The organism is Kitasatospora sp. NPDC004289, from assembly GCF_053602875.1.
Genome location: NZ_JBSGEL010000029.1, coordinates 39,589 through 59,675, shown reverse-complemented (window position 1 = coordinate 59,675; position 20,087 = coordinate 39,589). Strand labels below are relative to the sequence as shown.

The following is a 20,087-nucleotide window of genomic DNA, read 5'->3' as shown; positions in this document are numbered from 1 at the left end:
TGTACTACGCGGATCAGGCGGAGATGGCGCTGCGGCCCTTGCCACGGCGGGCGGCCAGGATGGCGCGGCCGGCGCGGGTACGCATCCGCAGCCGGAAGCCGTGGGTCTTGGCGCGACGACGGTTGTTCGGCTGGAAGGTGCGCTTGCTCACTCGGGGGCTCCTGAGGTGAATCGTAGGGTGACGGGAGGTCGCTTGGCCGTCACCGTGCGTCCGCGTGATCTCCCCTCGCTGGGAAATCCGGCCCCTAACGCCCAGGTCGGCTGGGGTTGAGGCAATCCACGGCGCCCGTGCTGCGCGCCTTCGGAATGCGGGGGGACCCGCGGACATGCGGCAGCGGCCATCGACAACTCGACCTGGTTACGGTACGCGGGACGGGGGCGGAGGGTCAAACCGGACCCCGCCCGGGGAGCTCCGGGAAGTACCCACCGGAAGCGACCCGATCATGATAGAGGCCAAGCGGCACAAGGACCGTCCCGGCACCGTCGCCGACCCGGCACCCTCCCGGCGAGCCTGCCCACAGCCTGTGGACAGAAACTTGAACCATCCCAGTCGGCTGACTACCGTTGCAGGACTTGTCGGGTTTGTTCGTCTTGATCGGGCCGGCACGGGAGTCCCTTGACACCCCCCGTCGCGGGGAACGAGAAAGCGTGCACCAGTGGCTGATGTCAACAGCGATCTCGTCGCGGTCTGGACGAGGGTCGTCGAGCGGCTGGTCAACGACCCGGGTGTCGGTGACAGCGACAAGATGTGGCTCAAGCGCACCCAGCCGATGTGGATGATGCACGACACCGCCCTGCTGGCGGCCCCCAACGAGCGGGCCAAGCAGGTGCTGGAGGGCCGGCTGCTGCCGCCGCTGACCGAGGAGCTGAGCAAGGCCTTCAGCCGCCCGGTCCGGATCGCCGTGATGGTCGACGCCAACGCCACGCCGCCGCCCGCCCCCTCCCCCGCCGAGCCGCAGCAGGCTCCGGCCCCGCAGCCGCCGCAGCACCAGGCCGAGGAGTGGCCGCCCCGGCCGCAGTACCGCGACGAGCCGTCCGGCTACCCGGAGCGGCAGGACCACCAGGACCGCCAGGGCCACCAGGACCGGCAGGACCGCCCGGAGCGCCAGTCGGGCCCCGGGCGCTGGCCGGTGGCGGAGCCGTACCCGTCCGCGCCGGAGCAGTACCAGGACGACTACCAGCAGCCCGAGTCCTACCAGCCGTCCGGCGCCGAGTACGGCCCGGCCGGGCAGCGGCCCTCCTACGAGGCCGGCCCGGAGCAGAGCTACGAGCGGCCCGGCCGGTACGACACCGCCGGGTACCAGCAGCGGCCCGCGCCGTACGGCAGCGGCGCGGGGACGGAGCAGTCCGGTGGCTGGGGGGCGCAGGCCGAGGGCCGGTCGGAGGGCCGCCCCTGGGAGAGCCCGTCGTACCCCGAGTCGACCTCGTACCAGGAGGGCCCGTCCTACCAGGGGTCCGAGGGCGGCTCGGGCCAGGACGACCTGTTCGGCGGCGCCTACCGCCCGGCGGCGGGGGCTCCCCCGGCCCGGCGGGGCGGGCCGCGTCCGGACGGACGGCCGGAGCCGACGGGCGGTCAACTCCCGGACGTCAGGCCGCAGTCGGGTGGTTCGCCGGCCGAGCGCTCCCCCGTGCCGGTGCCCGCGCCGCCGGGTGCGCCGCCGGCCGGCAGCAGCTCGCGCAAGGACGAGCCGGCCGCCCGGCTGAACCCCAAGTACCTCTTCGACACCTTCGTGATCGGGGCCTCCAACCGCTTCGCGCACGCGGCCGCGGTGGCGGTCGCCGAGGCTCCGGCCAAGGCGTACAACCCGCTCTTCATCTACGGGGAGTCCGGGCTGGGCAAGACCCACCTGCTGCACGCCATCGGGCACTACTCGCGCAGCCTCTTCCCGGGCACCCGGGTGCGCTACGTGAGCTCGGAGGAGTTCACCAACGAGTTCATCAACTCGATCCGGGACGGCAAGGCGGACACCTTCCGCAAGCGGTACCGGGACATGGACATCCTGCTGGTGGACGACGTGCAGTTCCTGGCGTCGAAGGAGTCCACCCAGGAGGAGTTCTTCCACACCTTCAACACCCTGCACAACGCGAACAAGCAGATCGTGCTCTCCTCGGACCGGCCGCCCAAGCTGCTGACCACCCTGGAGGACCGGCTGCGCAACCGCTTCGAGTGGGGCCTGATCACCGACGTCACCCCGCCGGAGCTGGAGACCCGGATCGCGATCCTCCGCAAGAAGGCGATCCAGGAGCAACTCAACGCCCCCGCCGACGTGTTGGAGTTCATCGCCTCCCGGATCACCCGGAACATCCGGGAGCTGGAGGGCGCGCTGATCCGGGTCACCGCGTTCGCCAACCTGAACCGGGCGCCGGTCGACCTGGAGCTGGCCGGGATCGTCCTCAAGGACCTGATCCCGGGCGGCGACGAGGACGCCGGGCCGGAGATCACCGCGCAGGTCATCATGCAGCAGACCGCCGCCTACTTCGGGCTGGGCGTGGAGGACCTCTGCGGATCCTCCCGCAGCCGGGTGCTGGTGACGGCCCGCCAGATCGCCATGTACCTCTGCCGGGAGCTCACCGACCTCTCGCTGCCGAAGATCGGCGCGCAGTTCGGCGGCCGGGACCACACCACGGTGATGCACGCGGACCGGAAGATCCGCTCGCTGATGGCCGAGCGGCGCTCCATCTACAACCAGGTCACCGAGCTCACCAACCGCATCAAGAGCTGAGTCCGGGCTCCACAGGACAACTGACGGGGAGTCGGCCCTACGGGGCCGGCTCCCCGTCCGGCGTTCCCGGACGGTCCCCGGGCCCGCCGGCGGGCCCGTCCGCGGCCCCGCGAGCGCCGGCCCGGGGCACCCGGTGTCACACGTCCGGCCCCTCCACAGGTGTGGAAGGCGCGGAGGCGGGGCAGTAATGCACCGAGTGACGCTCCGCCAGATCCGTTACCGCGCCGAACAAGTGAGCAGCAATTCGAACGGCGCCGGTCCGCGAGGCGGATTTCCACAGGGACGGGTGGGTTCGCCCCGTCCACAGGTGCACAGCCGCCGAGTTATCCAGAATTCCTCCACAGGCCCGCCCGGGCTACGCTCTTCCGCGCAGGTCAGCCCCCTGTGGACTTGTGCACAACGGTTTTCCACAGGCTGTGGACATCTGATGGGCCATCAGGGGGACCCGAGAGTTGTCCACCGCTTGTCCCCAGGAAAAGGTGGGTTATCCCCAGGTTCTCCACAGCTGAGTCCACAGTTCGACAACCTTGGTGCACAGTTCACCGCCCCGTGTGAAAGGCGTCACGTGATGTTGATCGGGGCCGGTGGATAACCCGTCCATGATCTGGGGACGAGCCTGGGGATAACCTGTGGATACTCAACGTGCCCTGTGGGTAACGCTCCGTCGTCCACAGCGGGCCCTGGTTGTCCACACTCCGCATCCACAGCGCCTGTGGACAGAAAACCGGGTCTGACCTGCGGAAACAAGGTTTTCCACTGTATCCACAGGCCCTACTACTACCACTACACCTATAGAGCGATCGATCCGGAAAATGGTGGGTGGGCCCGAAATCTGTGGACAGCCGATCTCCGACGTGTGTTCGGCCCGTCCCCGCCCTTGTGCCCCGACTGTCGGCCGAGTACGTCAGACTGTTCTCCGGCAACCGGAGCGCCCGGTGCCGACCAGACGCAGACGACAGCAGGACCCAGGAGGCGGTTACCGGTGAAGTTCCGGGTGGAGCGTGACGTCCTCGCGGAGGCGGTGGCCTGGGCTGCCCGCAGCCTCCCGGCGCGGCCGCCGGTGCCGGTGCTCGCCGGCCTGCTGCTGACGGCCCAGGAGGGCAGCCTGGCCCTCTCCGGCTTCGACTACGAGGTCTCGGCCCGGGTCGAGCTGGCGGCCGAGGTGGAGGAGGCCGGCACCGTCCTGGTCTCCGGCCGCCTGCTGAACGACATCTCGCGCAACCTTCCCAACAGGCCTGTGGAGATCTCCACCGACGGCCAGCGGGTCAGCGTGGTCTGCGGCTCCTCCCGGTTCACCCTCCCCACCCTCCCGGTGGACGAGTACCCGGCGCTGCCGCAGATGCCCACCGCGACCGGCACCGTCTCCGGTGACGTCTTCGCCTCCGCCGTCAGCCAGGCCGCCGTCGCGGCCGGCCGCGACGACACCCTGCCGGTGCTCACCGGCGTCCGGGTGGAGATCGAGGGCGACAAGATCACCCTGGCCGCCACCGACCGCTACCGCTTCGCGGTCCGCGAGCTGATGTGGAAGCCGGAGCAGGACGACATCTCGGCCGTCGCCCTGGTGCCCGCCCGCACCCTGCAGGACATCGCCAAGTCGCTGGGCAGCGGGGACACGGTCTCCATCGCGCTGGCCTCCGGCGGCGCCGGCGAGGGTCTGATCGGCTTCGAGGGCGCCGGTCGCCGGACCACCACCCGCCTGCTCGAGGGCGAGTTCCCGAAGTTCCGCAGCCTCTTCCCGACGGAGTTCAGCGCCGTCGCCGCGATCCAGACGCAGCCCTTCCTGGAGGCGCTCAAGCGCGTCTCGCTGGTCGCCGAGCGGAACACGCCGGTCCGGCTGAGCTTCGAGCAGGGCGTGCTCACCCTGGAGGCCGGTTCGGGCGACGACGCCCAGGCCACCGAGCGGATCGAGGCCGACCTCGAAGGTGACGACATCTCGATCGCTTTCAACCCCGGCTACCTGGAGGAGGGTCTGAAGGCGATCGACGCCGCGTACGCGCAGCTGAGCTTCACCACCGCCACCAAGCCGGCCCTGCTCAGCGGCAAGCCCGCGGTGGACGCCGAGGCCGACGAGGCCTACCAGTACCTGATCATGCCGGTCCGCCTCTCCGGCTGACGGACCGTCGGTCCCCGTCCACAGCTGTGGACGACTCCTCCCCCGGTCAGCTCCGGCCGGGGGAGGCGGCATTCCCGGCGGCGTAGGCTCAGCCTGTGCGGCAATGGCGCCGCCGATCAGGCACGTCACCACAGGTAAGGACTTGGCATGGAGCTCGGCCTCATCGGTCTCGGCAAGATGGGCGGCAACATGCGCGAGCGCATCCGCCGCGCAGGGCACACCGTCATCGGCTTCGACCAGAACCCGGAACTCGCCGACGTCGACAGCCTCGAGGAGCTGGTCTCCAAGCTGGAGGCGCCCCGCGTGGTCTGGGTGATGGTCCCGGCCGGCGGCCCGACCCAGGACACCGTGGACCGCCTCGCCGAGCTGCTCTCCCCCGGCGACGTGGTGGTGGACGGCGGCAACTCCCGCTGGACGGACGACGTCAAGCACGCCGAGGCGCTGGCCGAGAAGGGCATCGGCTTCGTCGACTGCGGCGTCTCCGGCGGCGTCTGGGGCCTGGAGAACGGCTACGCGCTGATGTACGGCGGCGAGGCGGCCGACGTCGCCAAGGTCCAGCCGGTCTTCGACGCGCTGAAGCCCGAGGGCGACTTCGGCTCGGTGCACGCGGGCAAGGTCGGCGCCGGCCACTTCGCCAAGATGGTCCACAACGGCATCGAGTACGCGATGATGCAGGCCTTCGCCGAGGGCTGGGAGCTGCTGGAGGCGGCCCCCGAGGTCACCGACGTGCGCGAGGTCTTCCGCAGCTGGCAGGAGGGCACGGTCATCCGCTCCTGGCTGCTCGACCTGGCCGTCCGGGCGCTGGACGACGACGAGCACCTGGCCAAGCTCAAGGGCTGGGCCGCCGACTCGGGCGAGGGCCGCTGGACGGTGGAGGCCGCGATCGACCACGCGGTGCCGCTGCCCGCGATCACCGCCTCGCTGTTCGCTCGCTTTGCCTCGCGCCAGGAGGACTCGCCGCAGATGAAGATGATCGCCGCCCTGCGCAACCAGTTCGGCGGCCACGCGGTCGAGTCGAAGTAAGCCCCGACTCCCCTGCCCGACAGGGGAGTTGTCCACAAGAAGGCGGCGTAGTCCACAGCATGCACGTAGCGCACCTGTCGCTCGCCGACTTCCGTTCGTACGCCCGGGCCGAGGTGGCCCTCGACCCGGGCGTGACGGCCTTCGTCGGGCCGAACGGCCAGGGCAAGACCAATCTGGTCGAGGCCGTCGGCTACGTGGCCACCCTGGGCAGCCACCGGGTGGCCACCGACGCCCCGCTGATCCGGCTCGGCGCCGAGCGGGCGGTGATCCGCACCAGTGTGGTCCGGGACGAGCGCTCCACCCTGGTCGAGCTGGAGATCACCGCCGGCAAGGCCAACCGGGCCCGGATCAACCGCTCCGACAACGTCCGCCCGCGCGACGTCCTCGGCCTGCTGCGCACGGTGCTGTTCGCCCCCGAGGACCTGGCCCTGGTGAAGGGCGACCCGGGCGAGCGCCGGCGCTTCCTGGACGAGCTGCTCACCGCCCGCGCCCCCCGGCTGGCGGGCGTGCGCTCGGACTACGAGCGCGTGCTCAAGCAGCGCAACGCCCTGCTGAAGACCGCCGCCCAGGCCCGCCGGGGCGGCGGCGGCAAGGGCGCCGACCTCTCCACCCTGGAGATCTGGGACGGTCACCTGGCCCGGGCCGGGGCCGAGCTGACCGCGTTCCGGCTGCAGCTGGTGGCCGCCCTGCAGCCGCTGGTGGCCGCCGCCTACGAGCAGCTGGCGCCGGGCGGCGGGGAGACGGCGCTGGAGTACCGCAGCTCCTTCGAGGGCGCCCTGCCGACCAGTCGGGAGGAGGCCGAGCAGCAGCTGCTCGCGGCCCTGACGGAGGTCCGCTCCCAGGAGGTGGCCCGCGGCCTGACCCTGGTCGGCCCGCACCGCGACGAGCTGGGCCTGAAGCTCGGTCCGCTGCCCGCCAAGGGCTACGCCAGCCACGGCGAGTCCTGGTCGTTCGCGCTGGCGCTCCGGCTGGCCTCGTACGAGCTGCTGCGCGCCGACGGCGGCGAGCCGGTGCTGGTCCTGGACGACGTCTTCGCCGAGCTGGACGCCCGCCGCCGGGAGCGGCTGGCCGAGCTGGTGGCCGGGGCCGAGCAGGTGCTGGTGACGGCGGCGGTGCCGGAGGACGTCCCGAAGGCGCTCAGCGGCACCCGGTTCGCGGTCTCCGACGGCACCGTCACCCGCCTCGGCGCCTGACCCTCCCCTCCACTCCCCCACCCCGCACGACCTGCCGCGATCCGCCGGCCCGCGCCGAGGGCCCGGGTGGCGTCCGCGGCGTCCCCGGACCGCCGTATTCTGGACAGCTCCCCGTCCGTCCACAGCCTGGGGACAGAGAAAGGGGCCGCCGCGATGAGCGAACCGGAGCTCTCCGGGGTGGACCTGGCCCGGGTCGCGCTGCGCGCGGCCAAGGAGCAGGCCCGGCTGCGGGGCGAGCAGGTGCGGGAGAAGCGCGAGGCGAAGAAGCACGGCCTGCGCAGCGGGGCCCGGGCGGACGGCCGCGACCCGGTGCCGCTGGGGGCGGCGCTCAACCGGCTGATCACCGAGCGGGGCTGGGAGGCCCCGGCCGCGGTGGGCGGGGTGATGGGCCGCTGGTCGCAGATCGTCGGGCCGGACATCGCCGCGCACTGCGTGCCGAAGAGCTTCGAGGAGGCCGAGGCGGTGCTCACCGTGCAGTGCGACTCCACCGCGTGGGCGACTCAACTCCGCTTGCTCGCACGGCAGTTGGTGGCGCGCCTGAACCACGAGCTGGGGCACGGCACGGTCCGGGTGATCAAGGTGCTGGGGCCGGCCGCCCCGCAGCGCGGGTACGGCCGGCTGCGCGCTCCGGGGAGCAAGGGGCCGGGCGACACCTGGGGGTGAGCCCGGGCGTACGGGAAGCCGATCTTCCGGAACCGCTGACGGCCCTTCTGAGGCTTCTGAGCCCCCCTGGCGAGTATCGGGACATGTCCGCCGGGGGTTCAGAGCGGCACATCTGCCTTCTGAGGCTGCCAAACGGCCATCTATGTCAGTCGTACCGGTAGACTGAGGAGCAAACACCGTTGCTCGCAGCAACCGAGTCGAAACGCCGTGGTCGCAAGCCCTCCCGGACAGGGGGTGGGTCTGCGGCCCGCGCTGTGCCAGAGAGGGCGCTTCGTGGCCGATTCCGGCAACTCCAGCCAGACCCCTGACCCCGCCGACCAGCAGGCCGGCAGCTCCTACGACGCGAACGCGATCCAGGTGCTCGAGGGCCTCGACGCCGTCCGCAAGCGCCCGGGCATGTACATCGGCTCCACCGGCGAGCGCGGCCTGCACCACCTGGTGCAGGAGATCGTGGACAACTCCGTCGACGAGGCGCTGGCCGGTCACGCCGACACCATCGACGTGACCATCCTGGCCGACGGCGGCGTGCGGGTCACCGACAACGGCCGCGGCATCCCGGTCGGCATCATGCCGGGGCAGGACAAGCCGGCCGTCGAGGTCGTGCTCACGGTGCTGCACGCGGGCGGCAAGTTCGGCGGCGGCGGCTACGCCGTCTCCGGCGGTCTGCACGGCGTCGGCATCTCGGTGGTGAACGCCCTCTCCACCCGGCTCTCGGTCGAGATCCACACCGACGGCCACCGCTGGACCCAGGACTACAAGGCGGGCGCCCCGACCGCCCCGCTGGCGAAGCACGAGGCCACCGAGAGGACCGGCACCACGGTCACCTTCTGGGCCGACGGCGACATCTTCGAGACCACCGTCTACTCCTTCGAGACGCTCTCCCGGCGCTTCCAGGAGATGGCCTTCCTCAACAAGGGCCTCTCCATCGCGCTGACCGACGAGCGTCCGGAGCACCAGGACGACGAGGGCAAGCCGCTCTCGATCACCTACAAGTACGACGGCGGCATCGCCGACTTCGTCACCCACCTCAACTCCCGCAAGGGCGAGGTCGTCCACCCCTCGGTGATCGACTTCGAGGCGGAGGACAAGGACAAGAAGATCTCGGTCGAGATCGCCATGCAGTGGAACAGCTCCTACACCGAGAGCGTCTACTCCTTCGCCAACACCATCCACACCCACGGCGGCGGCACCCACGAGGAGGGCTTCCGCGCGGCGCTCACCGGCCTGGTGAACCGCTACGCGCGGGACAAGAAGCTGCTCCGCGAGAAGGACGACAACCTCTCCGGCGAGGACATCCGCGAGGGCCTGACCGCGATCATCTCGGTCAAGCTCGGCGAGCCGCAGTTCGAGGGCCAGACCAAGGACAAGCTGGGCAACACCGAGGTCAAGACCTTCGTCCAGAAGGTCGTCCACGAGCACCTGAACGACTGGCTGGACCGGAACCCGGTCGAGGCCTCGGACATCATCCGCAAGTCCATCCAGGCCGCCACCGCGCGCGTCGCCGCCCGCAAGGCCCGCGACCTGACCCGGCGCAAGGGCCTGCTGGAGTCCGCCTCGCTGCCCGGCAAGCTGAGCGACTGCCAGTCCAAGGACCCGGCCGAGTGCGAGATCTTCATCGTCGAGGGCGACTCGGCCGGCGGCTCCGCCAAGCAGGGCCGTGACCCGCGGGTCCAGGCCATCCTGCCGATCCGCGGCAAGATCCTGAACGTCGAGAAGGCCCGGATCGACAAGGTCCTCCAGAACACCGAGGTGCAGGCGCTGATCTCGGCGTTCGGCTGCGGCATCCAGGAGGACTACGACGAGTCCAAGCTCCGCTATCACAAGATCGTCCTGATGGCGGACGCCGACGTCGACGGGCAGCACATCCGGACCCTGCTGCTCACCCTGCTGTTCCGCTTCATGCGGCCGCTGGTCGAGGCCGGGTACGTCTACCTGGCCATGCCGCCGCTGTACAAGATCAAGTGGGGCAAGGACGACTTCGAGTACGTCTACTCGGACCGCGAGCGCGACGCGGTGATCGCCGCGGGCGTGGCGGCCGGCCGCCGGCTCCCCAAGGACGACGCGATCCAGCGCTTCAAGGGTCTCGGCGAGATGAACGCCGAGGAGCTGCGGGTGACCACCATGGACCAGGGCCTGCGCCTGCTCCAGAAGATCACCCTGGAGGACGCGGCCCGCGCCGACGACCTGTTCTCCGTCCTGATGGGCGAGGACGTGGAGGCCCGGCGCTCCTTCATCCAGCGCAACGCCAAGGACGTCCGCTTCCTGGACGTGTGACGCCCCGCCGTCCCACGAACCAGTCACACGCGAAAGGAACCTGACGACCAGTGGTCGACGACAACCGTCCCGAGGGCGACGAAGCGCCGGAGAGCACCGGCACCGTGCTGCGGATCGAGCCGATCGAGCTCGAGACCGAGATGCAGCGCTCCTACCTCGACTACGCGATGAGCGTGATCGTCAGCCGCGCGCTGCCCGAGGTGCGCGACGGCCTCAAGCCGGTGCACCGCCGGGTGCTGTACGCGATGTACGACGGCGGCTACCGGCCCGAGAAGGGCTACTACAAGTGCGCCCGCGTGGTCGGCGACGTGATGGGCAACTACCACCCGCACGGCGACACCTCGATCTACGACACCCTGGTCCGGCTGGCCCAGCCGTGGTCGATGCGGATGCCGCTGGTCGACGGCAACGGCAACTTCGGCTCGCCGGGCAACGACCCGGCCGCGGCCATGCGCTACACCGAGTGCAAGATGATGCCGCTGGCCATGGAGATGATGCGCGACATCGACGAGGAGACCGTCGACTTCGCCGCCAACTACGACGGCCGCTCGCAGGAGCCGACCGTCCTGCCGGCCCGCATCCCCAACCTGCTGATCAACGGCGCCACCGGCATCGCGGTCGGCATGGCCACCAACATCCCGCCGCACAACCTCCGCGAGGTGGCCTCCGGCGCGCTCTGGGCGCTGGAGAACCCCGAGGCCTCCAACGAGGAGCTGCTGGACGCCCTGATCGAGCGGATCAAGGGCCCGGACTTCCCGACCGGCGCGCTGATCGTCGGCCGCCGCGGCATCGAGGACGCGTACCGCACCGGCCGCGGCTCGATCACCATGCGTGCGGTGGTCGAGGTCGAGGAGATCCAGGGCCGCCAGTGCCTGGTGATCACCGAGCTGCCGTACCAGGTGAACCCGGACAACCTGGCGCTGAAGATCGCCGACCTGGTCAAGGACGGCCGGGTGGCCGGCATCGCCGACGTCCGCGACGAGTCCTCCTCGCGGACCGCTCAGCGCCTGGTGGTCGTGCTCAAGCGCGACGCGGTCGCCAAGGTCGTGCTGAACAACCTGTACAAGCACACCGACCTGCAGACCAACTTCGGCGCCAACATGCTGGCCCTGGTCGACGGGGTGCCGCGCACGCTGTCGCTGGACGCCTTCATCCGGCACTGGGTCAACCACCAGGTCGAGGTCATCGTCCGCCGGACCACCTTCCGGCTGCGCAAGGCCGAGGAGCGCGCCCACATCCTGCGCGCGCTGCTCAAGGCGCTGGACCAGATCGACGCGGTGATCGCGCTGATCCGGGCCTCGGACAGCGCCGACGCGGCCCGCACCGGCCTGATGGACCTGCTCGACATCGACGAGCTGCAGGCCAACGCGATCCTCGAGATGCAGCTGCGCCGCCTGGCCGCGCTGGAGAGCGCGCGCATCCTGAGCGAGCACGACGAGCTGCAGGCCAAGATCAACGAGTACAACGCGATCCTGGCCTCGCCGGCCCGTCAGCGCGAGATCATCTCCGAGGAGCTGACCGCGATCGTCGAGAAGTACGGCGACGAGCGGCGTTCCACGCTGATCCCCTTCGACGGCGACATGTCCGTCGAGGACCTGATCGCGGAGGAGGACATCGTCGTCACGATCACCCGTGGCGGCTACGTCAAGCGCACCCGGTCCGACCTGTACCGCTCGCAGAAGCGCGGCGGCAAGGGCGTGCGCGGCGCGCAGCTGAAGCAGGACGACATCGTCGACCACTTCTTCGTGACCACCACGCACAACTGGATCCTGTTCTTCACCAACAAGGGCCGGGTCTACCGGGCGAAGGGCTACGAGCTGCCCGACGCCGGCCGGGACGCCCGCGGGCAGCACGTGGCCAACCTGCTGGCCTTCCAGCCGGAGGAGCACATCACCCAGGTGATGGCGGTCCGCACCTACGAGGACAAGCCGTACCTGGTGCTGGCCACCCGCGGCGGCCTGGTGAAGAAGACCCCGCTCAAGGACTACGACTCGCCCCGCTCCGGCGGCCTGATCGCGATCAACCTGCGGCAGGACGAGAACGGCAAGGACGACGAGCTGATCGGCGCCGAGCTGGTCTCCGCCGAGGACGACCTGCTGCTGGTCTCCAAGAAGGCCCAGTCGATCCGCTTCACCGCCACCGACGAGGCGCTCCGGCCGATGAGCCGGGCCACCTCGGGCGTGAAGGGCATGGCCTTCCGCGAGGACGACGAGCTGCTCTCGATGAACGTGGTCCGGCCGGGCACCTTCGTCTTCACCGCGACCGACGGCGGCTACGCCAAGCGCACCGGCGTGGACGAGTACCGGGTCCAGGGCCGCGGCGGTTTCGGCACCAAGGCGGCGAAGATCGTCGAGGGCCGGGGCTCGCTGGTCGGTGCCCTGGTGGTCGAGGAGAGCGACGAGATCATGGCGATCACCCTCTCGGGCGGCGTCATCCGGACCAGGGTTTCCGAAGTCCGTGAAACCGGACGTGACACGATGGGCGTCCAACTGATCAACCTCGGAAAGCGCGACGCGGTGGTGGGCATGGCCCGCAACGCGGAGGCGGACGACGAGGAGGCCGTCGAGGAGGGCACCGAGCCCGACGGAACGGCCCAGGCGGAGACCACGGCGGACGGTCCGGCCGAGCAGGACTGACCGCCCCGGTGGCCGGTGCCCTCCCCTGCCGGGAGGGCACCGGCCGCCGAACAGTTCCGGGCAATCCCGCCGGGCGCTGGAGACGTACATGAGCAGGGCGGACACCCGTCCTGACGGGTGAGTTGCGGGAGGACCAGGGTGAGTGGAGCCACGGGTGCTGCGGGCGGTGCCGGGGGCGGGCTGCCGGGTGGCGGTGCGTCCTACGGCGGGGCCGGCGGCGTGGCCGGTGTGCCGCCCCGCCCGACGGGTGTCCCCGGCGCGCCGGACGGACACTCCTCGGCCTCGACCTCGCTGATGCCGCCGGTGGCGGGCGGCGCGTCCTACGGTGCGGCCGGGCAGGCCGGGGCGGTCCCGCCGCCGCCCGCGCAGCCCGCCCCGGGCGCGGGCGGCTTCTCCCAGCCGACCACCTACACCAAGGGCCAGCAGACCCCGCCCCGGGGCACCAAGGTGGGCGGCGCCGCCCGCCGCCCCGGCCAGGCGCCGCCCTCGGCCACCGGGCGGACCCGCAAGGCCCGGCTGCGGATCACCAAGGCCGACCCGTGGTCGGTGATGAAGGTCGCCTTCCTGCTCTCGCTGGCGGTCGGCGTGATCATCATCGTCGCCACCGCGGTGCTCTGGATGACCCTGGACGGCCTGGGCGTCTTCGACTCGCTCGGCGGCACCCTGAAGGACGTCACCGGGTCGGACACCACCGGTGGCGTGGACCTCATGGACTACATCGGCTTCGGCAAGGTCATGATGTTCACCTCGCTGATCGCCGTGGTGGACGTGGTCCTGATGACCGCGCTGGCCACCCTCTCCGCCTTCATCTACAACACCGCGGCCGGCTTCACCGGCGGGGTCGAGCTGACCCTGGCCGAGGAGGACTGACCCGGACGTCCGTCCGTGCGCTGACCATCCGTCAGTTCGCACCCGCACCAGCCCGGCCCGGAGCGTTCGGGTGACAGGCGCCTCGTACACGGCGCGTCACCTGACGGAGTCCCGGCCGGGCTGTGTTGGCTTGGAGCCGACACGGGGCAGACTCAGCAACGTCCTGCCCGTCGGTCGGAGGTGCGTGCCATGGCTCAGCTCGCCACACAACTGCTCGGCTCGGTCGAGGATGTCCTCGGCTCCCGGATCCCGCTCCGGATCAGGCTCTGGGACGGCAGCCAGGCCGGCCCCGCCGACGCCCCGCAGCTGGTCCTGCGCAACCGCCGGGCGCTCCGTCACCTGCTCTGGCAGCCCGGTGAGTTGGGCCTCGCCCGGGCCTACGTCTCCGGCGACCTGGACACCGCCCCCGGCACCGACCTGTACGAGGTCCTCTCGCTGGCCGCCCGCTTCGCCGAGCGCCCCGAGATCGCCACCCTGGCCCTCGGCCCCAAGGACGCCCTCGGCCCCGCCGGGCGCCGCCTGCTGGGCCTGCTGCTGCGCGCCGGGGTGCTGGCCCCGCAGCCCGCTCCCCCGGCCGAGGAGGCCCGCCTCGGCGGCGGCCGGCTGCACAGCCGCGGCCGCGACCGGGCCGCGATCAGCCACCACTACGACGTGGGCAACGAGTTCTACGGCCTGGTGCTCGGCCCCACCATGGTCTACTCCTGCGCCTACTGGGAGCCCGAGGCCAAGAGCCTGGAGGCGGCCCAGACCGCCAAGCTCGACCTGATCTGCCGCAAGCTGGGCCTGCGGCCCGGGATGCGGCTGCTGGACGTCGGCTGCGGCTGGGGCTCGCTGCTGCTGCACGCGGCCGAGCACTACGGCGTGAGGGCGGTCGGCGTCTCCATCTCCGAGGAGCAGGTCGCGCTGGCCCGCCAGCGGGTGCTGGCGGCCGGTCTGGGCGGCCGGGTGGAGGTGCGCCTCCAGGACTACCGGGAGATCACGGACGGCCCCTTCGACGCCGTCTCCAGCGTCGGCATGGCCGAGCACGTCGGCACCGCCCAGTACCAGGTCTACGCCGAGGGCCTGCTGCAACTGCTGGCCCCGGGCGGCCGCCTGTTGAACCACCAGATCGCCCGCCGCCCCGACCGGCCCGGCGAGCCGTACCGGCCCAGCCCGTTCATCCAGCACTACGTCTTCCCGGACGGCGAGCTCTCGCCGGTCGGCGCCACCGTCTCCGCCCTGGAGGAGGCCGGCTTCGAGGTCCGGGACGTCGAGTCGCTGCGCGAGCACTACGCGCTGACGCTGCGCGAGTGGGTGGCCAACCTGGAGGCGAACTGGCCGCAGGCGGTCCGGCTGGCCGGCCAGGGGCGGGCCCGGGTCTGGCGCCTGTACATGGCCGCCTCCGCGCTGGCCTTCGAGCAGAACCGGATCGGGATCAACCAGGTGCTCGCCGTCCGGACCACTCCGGAGGGCGCCAGCCACCTGCCCGCCACCCGTCCGCAGTGGCTCTCCGGGGCCCCTGAGCTGCACCCCGCCGACCCGGATTTGGGAGATCGGCCGACGGTCCGCTAATCTTTGAGTGCGGCAAGGGCCTATAGCTCAGACGGTTAGAGCGCTTCCCTGATAAGGAAGAGGCCACAGGTTCAAGTCCTGTTAGGCCCACCGGCGCAGAAGGCCCGGAGTGGATTTCCACTCCGGGCCTTCTGACGTTCCCGCCCGGTCCGTAGGCTGGCCGGGTGGAGATGTTCTGGGTGATGAGCCTTCCCGGGTTGGTGGTCGGGCTGGTGCTGCTGGCCTTCGTGGACCAGCTGGCGCTGCGGGCCCGCCGGGCGTCCTGGCTGCCGTGGCGGGGGACGGGGCGGGAGGGGCAGGTCTCGGCCACCGGATTCGAGCAGCTGCACGCGCAGTTCGCCGCCGGCAAGCAGCACGAGCTCGAGCAGCGCCGGAGCACGCTGATGCTGCGCGACGAGGAGGGCGACGGGGCGCCGCCGCGCTCCACGGTGGACCTGGAGGGCGGCCGCGCGGTGCTGAGGATGCCCGAGCGGTAGTTGGTACGACAGGAGGCACGGCGTCAATCCCTGGCGCGGGCCGGGCGGTTGACGACTCGCGGGGGCGCCCGGGAGGTGGTTACCGATGTGTATCATCGGCCGGAGGCGGTCCGAACGGCGAGACCGCCGGTAGGTGCCCGCAACATCCGAGGGTCCGTGGTCAGGGCCCGTTCCCCAGCAAGAAGGACGAGGTCCCGCGGTGAAGAAGCTCCTCCTGGTCGCCCTGGTCGCCCTCGGCGGCTTCTTTGTCTACCGTCAGGTGCAGGCGGACCGCGCCGAGCAGGACCTGTGGACCGAGGCCACCGACCCGGTCCCGGCCGGCCGCTGACGCGACGCTCCCGCGAGGCCGGTCCGGGCGAGAGGCCCGGCCGGCCCGGGGAGCGGGTACTCTGGTGCGCAGCACTTCGCTGCACGGGGCTTTAGCTCAGTTGGTAGAGCGCTGCCTTTGCAAGGCAGATGTCAGGAGTTCGAGTCTCCTAAGCTCCACCGTGCGTAGGACGGAAGGCCGCTGACCCGGTATCAGGTCAGCGGCCTTCCGCGTTTCCCCGGCCCGTCAGTGCGGCTTGCGCGGGTCGTGCGGCTTGGGGCGGTCGTCCGGGACGGGGGAGCCCTTCGGGTGGTCCTCGGGGGCCGCGGGGGCCGCCGGGGCCTCCGGCGCGGGGCCGGGGGCGGGCGCCGCGTGGCGGCCGGGCGGCGGGCCGGGCTTGGGGGCCGCCGAGGCGCCGTTCAGGTGCTCCTCCTCGCGCGCGGCGGCGGGCGGCTCGACCAGCCACTCGGGCTCGCCGCGGCCGCGCCACCACTTCCAGGCGGCCAGGCCGGCGGCGATCGTCAGCAGCCCGGTCAGCGCCAGACCGAGGCCGCGGCCCCGGTGCGGGTGCTGCTCGCGCTTGACGTTGCGGGCCGCCAGGTCGCTGATCTCGGCCGAGCTGACGTGGCCCTGAAGGGCCGTCAGGGCGGCGGCACCGCGGTTCTGCGCCTCTTGGGCGGCCGGGCCGAGCGCGGCCCGGGCGTCGGCGACCCGGGGAAGCACCGCGCCGCGGGCCTGGTCGACGGCCTTGCCGGCCGAGAGCTTGGCGGAGAGCGCGGCCTCCTGGGCCCGGTGCACGGCCTTCAGGGTGGACTGCTGGGCGTGCGGCGGGAGGGCGCCGAAGGCGTGCTCCAGCTGCGGGGCGAGGTGCTTGGCGTACTGCACCCGGGCGGCCTGCGCGGCCTGGCCCGCCTTCTCGCTCGCCCTGGGGCCGATCGCCTCCAGGTGCGGGCCGATCCGGTGCCTGGCCTCCTCCGCGTAGGTCAGCGCGGTCTCCTTGGCGGTGGCGGCATAGGGCGCGAGGGTCTCCCTGGCCTTGTCGGCCGTTTCTCGGGCGGTGTCCAAACGGGTCACGGGTTTCTCCTCCTCGGTGGCGTCCGTTATGCACATTTCCACCTGTTTCGAGATCATGCATGTCGTTCTGTTCCGTGGCGCGTCGGGTTGGTCCGGACGCGGGTCGGCGGACCGGTCCGGCGAGGCCGTACGGCTGACGGACCGTGGGATGATTCCGGGGTCCGATCCGCACAGACGAGGAGCGCCGCGCCGTGGGAGACCTGATAGCCACCCTGAGGACCGACCGCGGCGACATCGTGGTGAAGCTCCTGCCGTTCCACGCTCCGAAGACCGTGGCGAACTTCGTCGAGCTGGCCGAGGGCACCCGCGAGTGGACCGACCCGCGCACCGGGCAGCCGTCCTCGGCCCCGCTGTACGACGGCACCGTGTTCCACCGGGTGATCAAGGGCTTCATGATCCAGGGCGGCGACCCGCTGGGCACCGGCACCGGCGGCCCGGGCTACGCCTTCGCCGACGAGTTCCACCCCGAACTGGCCTTCACCAAGCCGTTCCTGCTGGCCATGGCCAACGCCGGGCCGGGCACCAACGGCTCCCAGTTCTTCATCACCGTCGAGCCGGCCCTCCGGCTGACCCGCAAGCACACGATCTTCGGCGAGGTCACCGACCCGGACAGCCGGAAGGTCGTGCTGGAGATCGCGGGCACCGCGACCGGCGGCGACGACCGCCCGGTCGAGGACGTGGTGATCGAGTCGGTCACGATCACGAGGGGCTGACGGGGCGTCAGCAGTAGCCTGGCAGTTCCGGCGGCGGCGAGCGAGGAGAGCGTGATGGGTCCCGACGTACCGGCCGGAGCGGCACCGGAGGAGGGCCACCGGCTGCCCGGTTGCTACCGGCACCCCGAGCGGGAGACCGGCATCGGCTGCACCCGCTGCGGGCGGCCGATCTGCCCCGACTGCATGGTGAGCGCCTCGGTGGGCTTCCAGTGCCCGGAGTGCGTCCGGGAGGGCCACCAGGGCGCCCGCGAGGCGCGGACCCGGTACGGCGGGGCGCTCGCCCTGGACCGGGCGCTGGTCACCAAGGTGCTGATCGGGCTCAACCTGCTGGTCTTCCTGCTCACCGAGTACCTGCTGCCGGAGCTGGGCGCCGACCTGGAGCTGTGGAGCGTCTCCTACCCGTTCCGCCCGGACGGCCTGGCCGCCGGGCCGCACGAGTGGTACCGGCTGGTGACGGCGATGTTCGTGCACGCCGGGGTGATGCACGTGGCGCTGAACATGGTCTCGCTCTGGGTGCTGGGGCCGCAGCTGGAGCACGTGCTCGGGCGGTGGCGCTTCTTCGGGCTGTACGTCGCCTCCGGCCTGGCCGGGGGAGCCTGCACCTACGCGCTCGGCGGGGTGCGGGTGGAGTCGGTCGGGGCCTCGGGGGCGATCTTCGGGCTGCTGGGCGCGACGGTGGTGCTGTTCAAGGCGAACCGGGCCCCGCTGCGCCCGGTGATGACCCTGTTGGTGGTCAACCTGGTGATCACCTTCGCGCTGGCCCGGCCCAACCTCTCCGGGGTCGTCATCGACTGGAAGGCGCACGTCGGCGGCCTGCTGGCCGGCGTGGTCACCGGGGTCGGGCTGATGTACGCCCCCCGGGCCCACCGGAACCTGGTGCAGGGGCTGACCGTGGCCGGGGTGGTGGCGGCCGCGCTGCTGGTGGTCGTGGTCCACACGGCGCAGTTGAGCGGCTGACGGCGCGCACGGTTGTCCACAGAGCGCACCGGGCTGTGCACAGCCGGTGCGGCAGGGGGCTGGGGAAAGGTCGGTCTACGCGCGTCCCGCTGGGAATTCGAGGGGAATTCGGAGAATCTGACGGGCCTCGAACAGAAAAGTTATCCACAGGTGTGGGTGACTTTTCCCCAGTGTGGATAACCGTGTGGACAACCCGATGGTATGGACGGGCGGCCCGGGTCGGGGCAGCGCGAAACACCGCTCCGGGGCGCCCCGGAGCGGTGCCTGACGATTCGTCAGCGGTGGGACGTCACTTCCACTGGGTGGAGACGCCGAAGCCCGCCGCGATGAAGCCGAAGCCGGCCAGGATGTTCCAGTTGCCCCAGCTGCTCACCGGCCAGGTGCCGCTGGTGACGTAGTAGGTGACGATCCAGACGAGACCCACCAGGAACAGCACGAGCATCAGCGGTGCCACCCAGCCGCGTCCGGAACTGATCTTCACCGCTGTCGTGCCGGACGGCGGCGGGGTGTAGTCGGACTTCTTGCGGAGTCGAGACTTCGGCACGAGAGGCTCTCCTGTCGATGCGCTGTGACCGCGCAGGGTGCAGCGGGGATGGGCGACTGTGGGGGCCGGCCCGCGCGTGGGGTGCTCCGCACGCGCCTCCGGCGTCCGTTAGCGTAGTGGCTCGCCGGGTCGTAAGGAGATAAGGGTACGGTGCCGAATTCCACGATTCCCTCCCCCGATGCGTCCGGACGCCCTCCGCGCACCCGAATTGTCGGACGTGCCCTGACCTGCACCGTGTTCGCGATGGCCGGTCTCCTCTTCTACATCAGCGCGGACACCGCCCGGGGCACCGATCTGCGCACCGACAACTCCCTGCTGCGGCTCAGCGACGTCATAGAGCAGCGCTCCTCGCAGAACCAGGCGGCGCAGAGCGAGCTGGCCGGACTCCAGAACCGGGTGGACGAGCTCACCGCCCAGCGCAACCCCAGCCCGGCCGAGAGCAACCGGCTCGCCCTGCTCCAGCAGCAGGCGGGCCTCCAGGAGCTGCGCGGCCCCGGGCTCACCGTCACCCTCAACGACGCCCCGCCCGGCGCCACCGCCAAGCTGCCCGGCATCCCCGAGCCGGGCGTCAACGACCTGGTGATCCACCAGCAGGACATCCAGGCGGTGGTGAACGCGCTCTGGCGCGGCGGCGCCGAGGGCGTCCAGGTGATGGACCAGCGGCTGATCTCGACCAGCGCCGTCCGCTGCGTCGGCAACACCCTGCTGCTCCAGGGCCGGGTCTACTCCCCGCCGTACGTCGTCAAGGCGGTCGGGAGGACCGACAGGCTGCGCTCCGCCGTGGACGCCGACCCGACCATCGCCAACTACCTGGGCTACGTGGCCGCCTACGGACTGGGCTGGAAGGTCCAGGAGAGCGGCGACCTGACGGTCCCGGGGTACACCGGAACGGTCGACCTGCACACCGCTTCCGGTCAGTAATGGCACTGGCCGCCTTCCGCCCCGCGTCGGCCGTCTAATCTGTACCGGA

The 20,087-nt window shown here is 71.4% G+C and carries 17 protein-coding genes and 2 tRNA genes; 16 read left to right on the top strand and 3 right to left on the bottom strand.

Features of this window, described 5'->3' with window-relative positions; genetic code table 11:
* Window positions 1–13 precede the first annotated feature (13 nt).
* The gene (gene rpmH / locus ACWEPF_RS20830) at window positions 14–151 is read right to left on the bottom strand and encodes a 50S ribosomal protein L34 (protein WP_148643823.1); all 138 of its coding nucleotides are present in this window, start codon (window positions 149–151) and stop codon (window positions 14–16) included.
* A 505-nt stretch (window positions 152–656) separates the two neighbouring features.
* Here rpmH and dnaA point away from each other — a divergent pair.
* From dnaA to ACWEPF_RS20765, 13 genes are all read left to right on the top strand, one after another.
* Window positions 657–2,723 carry a chromosomal replication initiator protein DnaA gene (gene dnaA, locus ACWEPF_RS20825; RefSeq protein WP_452173696.1) on the top strand — a complete coding sequence of 689 codons (2,067 nt, stop codon included), beginning with the start codon at window positions 657–659 and terminating at the stop codon, window positions 2,721–2,723.
* Between the two features lie 982 nt (window positions 2,724–3,705).
* Window positions 3,706–4,836 (top strand): DNA polymerase III subunit beta, encoded by a 1,131-nt coding sequence (gene dnaN / locus ACWEPF_RS20820; protein WP_345290532.1) that lies wholly within the window; start codon window positions 3,706–3,708, stop codon window positions 4,834–4,836.
* Window positions 4,837–4,983: 147 nt separating this feature from the next.
* On the top strand, window positions 4,984–5,859 hold the full coding sequence (gene gnd, locus ACWEPF_RS20815) for a phosphogluconate dehydrogenase (NAD(+)-dependent, decarboxylating) (protein WP_345290533.1): 876 nt from the start codon (window positions 4,984–4,986) through the stop codon (window positions 5,857–5,859).
* A 59-nt stretch (window positions 5,860–5,918) separates the two neighbouring features.
* A complete protein-coding gene (recF, locus tag ACWEPF_RS20810) occupies window positions 5,919–7,052 on the top strand; it encodes a DNA replication/repair protein RecF (RefSeq protein ID WP_452173695.1) in 1,134 nt (377 codons plus the stop codon).
* Window positions 7,053–7,205: 153 nt separating this feature from the next.
* The gene (locus ACWEPF_RS20805) at window positions 7,206–7,715 is read left to right on the top strand and encodes a DUF721 domain-containing protein (RefSeq protein ID WP_402294081.1); all 510 of its coding nucleotides are present in this window, start codon (window positions 7,206–7,208) and stop codon (window positions 7,713–7,715) included.
* Between the two features lie 273 nt (window positions 7,716–7,988).
* A complete protein-coding gene (gyrB, locus tag ACWEPF_RS20800; protein ID WP_345290536.1) occupies window positions 7,989–9,989 on the top strand; it encodes a DNA topoisomerase (ATP-hydrolyzing) subunit B in 2,001 nt (666 codons plus the stop codon).
* Window positions 9,990–10,039: 50 nt separating this feature from the next.
* On the top strand, window positions 10,040–12,625 hold the full coding sequence (gene gyrA / locus ACWEPF_RS20795; protein WP_452173694.1) for a DNA gyrase subunit A: 2,586 nt from the start codon (window positions 10,040–10,042) through the stop codon (window positions 12,623–12,625).
* A 138-nt stretch (window positions 12,626–12,763) separates the two neighbouring features.
* Window positions 12,764–13,495 (top strand): DUF3566 domain-containing protein, encoded by a 732-nt coding sequence (locus ACWEPF_RS20790; protein WP_449797535.1) that lies wholly within the window; start codon window positions 12,764–12,766, stop codon window positions 13,493–13,495.
* Between the two features lie 189 nt (window positions 13,496–13,684).
* Window positions 13,685–15,046: a cyclopropane-fatty-acyl-phospholipid synthase family protein gene (locus tag ACWEPF_RS20785; protein ID WP_345290539.1), complete on the top strand. Its 1,362-nt coding sequence runs from the start codon at window positions 13,685–13,687 to the stop codon at window positions 15,044–15,046.
* A gap of 16 nt (window positions 15,047–15,062) precedes the next feature.
* Window positions 15,063–15,136, top strand: a tRNA-Ile gene (locus ACWEPF_RS20780).
* An 80-nt stretch (window positions 15,137–15,216) separates the two neighbouring features.
* Window positions 15,217–15,522, top strand: coding sequence for a DUF6191 domain-containing protein (locus ACWEPF_RS20775; protein ID WP_345290567.1), 306 nt, complete (start codon window positions 15,217–15,219; stop codon window positions 15,520–15,522).
* Between the two features lie 199 nt (window positions 15,523–15,721).
* Complete coding sequence (locus ACWEPF_RS20770) at window positions 15,722–15,850, top strand: DLW-39 family protein (RefSeq protein ID WP_014137031.1); 129 nt, start codon at window positions 15,722–15,724, stop codon at window positions 15,848–15,850.
* Between the two features lie 85 nt (window positions 15,851–15,935).
* Window positions 15,936–16,008, top strand: a tRNA-Ala gene (locus tag ACWEPF_RS20765).
* 67 nt (window positions 16,009–16,075) lie between these two features.
* Here ACWEPF_RS20765 and ACWEPF_RS20760 read toward each other — a convergent pair.
* Window positions 16,076–16,903 (bottom strand): DUF5324 family protein, encoded by an 828-nt coding sequence (locus ACWEPF_RS20760; protein WP_452173693.1) that lies wholly within the window; start codon window positions 16,901–16,903, stop codon window positions 16,076–16,078.
* A 191-nt stretch (window positions 16,904–17,094) separates the two neighbouring features.
* Here ACWEPF_RS20760 and ACWEPF_RS20755 point away from each other — a divergent pair, with 191 nt between their 5' ends.
* Entirely contained in the window at window positions 17,095–17,616 is a 522-nt protein-coding gene (locus ACWEPF_RS20755; protein WP_345290541.1) for a peptidylprolyl isomerase, read from the top strand.
* A 54-nt stretch (window positions 17,617–17,670) separates the two neighbouring features.
* Complete coding sequence (locus tag ACWEPF_RS20750) at window positions 17,671–18,573, top strand: rhomboid family intramembrane serine protease (RefSeq protein WP_452173692.1); 903 nt, start codon at window positions 17,671–17,673, stop codon at window positions 18,571–18,573.
* A 289-nt stretch (window positions 18,574–18,862) separates the two neighbouring features.
* Here ACWEPF_RS20750 and crgA read toward each other — a convergent pair whose 3' ends face one another.
* Window positions 18,863–19,117 (bottom strand): cell division protein CrgA, encoded by a 255-nt coding sequence (gene crgA / locus ACWEPF_RS20745; RefSeq protein WP_345290543.1) that lies wholly within the window; start codon window positions 19,115–19,117, stop codon window positions 18,863–18,865.
* 165 nt (window positions 19,118–19,282) lie between these two features.
* Here crgA and ACWEPF_RS20740 point away from each other — a divergent pair, with 165 nt between their 5' ends.
* Complete coding sequence (locus tag ACWEPF_RS20740; protein WP_345290568.1) at window positions 19,283–20,038, top strand: DUF881 domain-containing protein; 756 nt, start codon at window positions 19,283–19,285, stop codon at window positions 20,036–20,038.
* The last annotated feature ends 49 nt before the right edge of the window (window positions 20,039–20,087 follow it).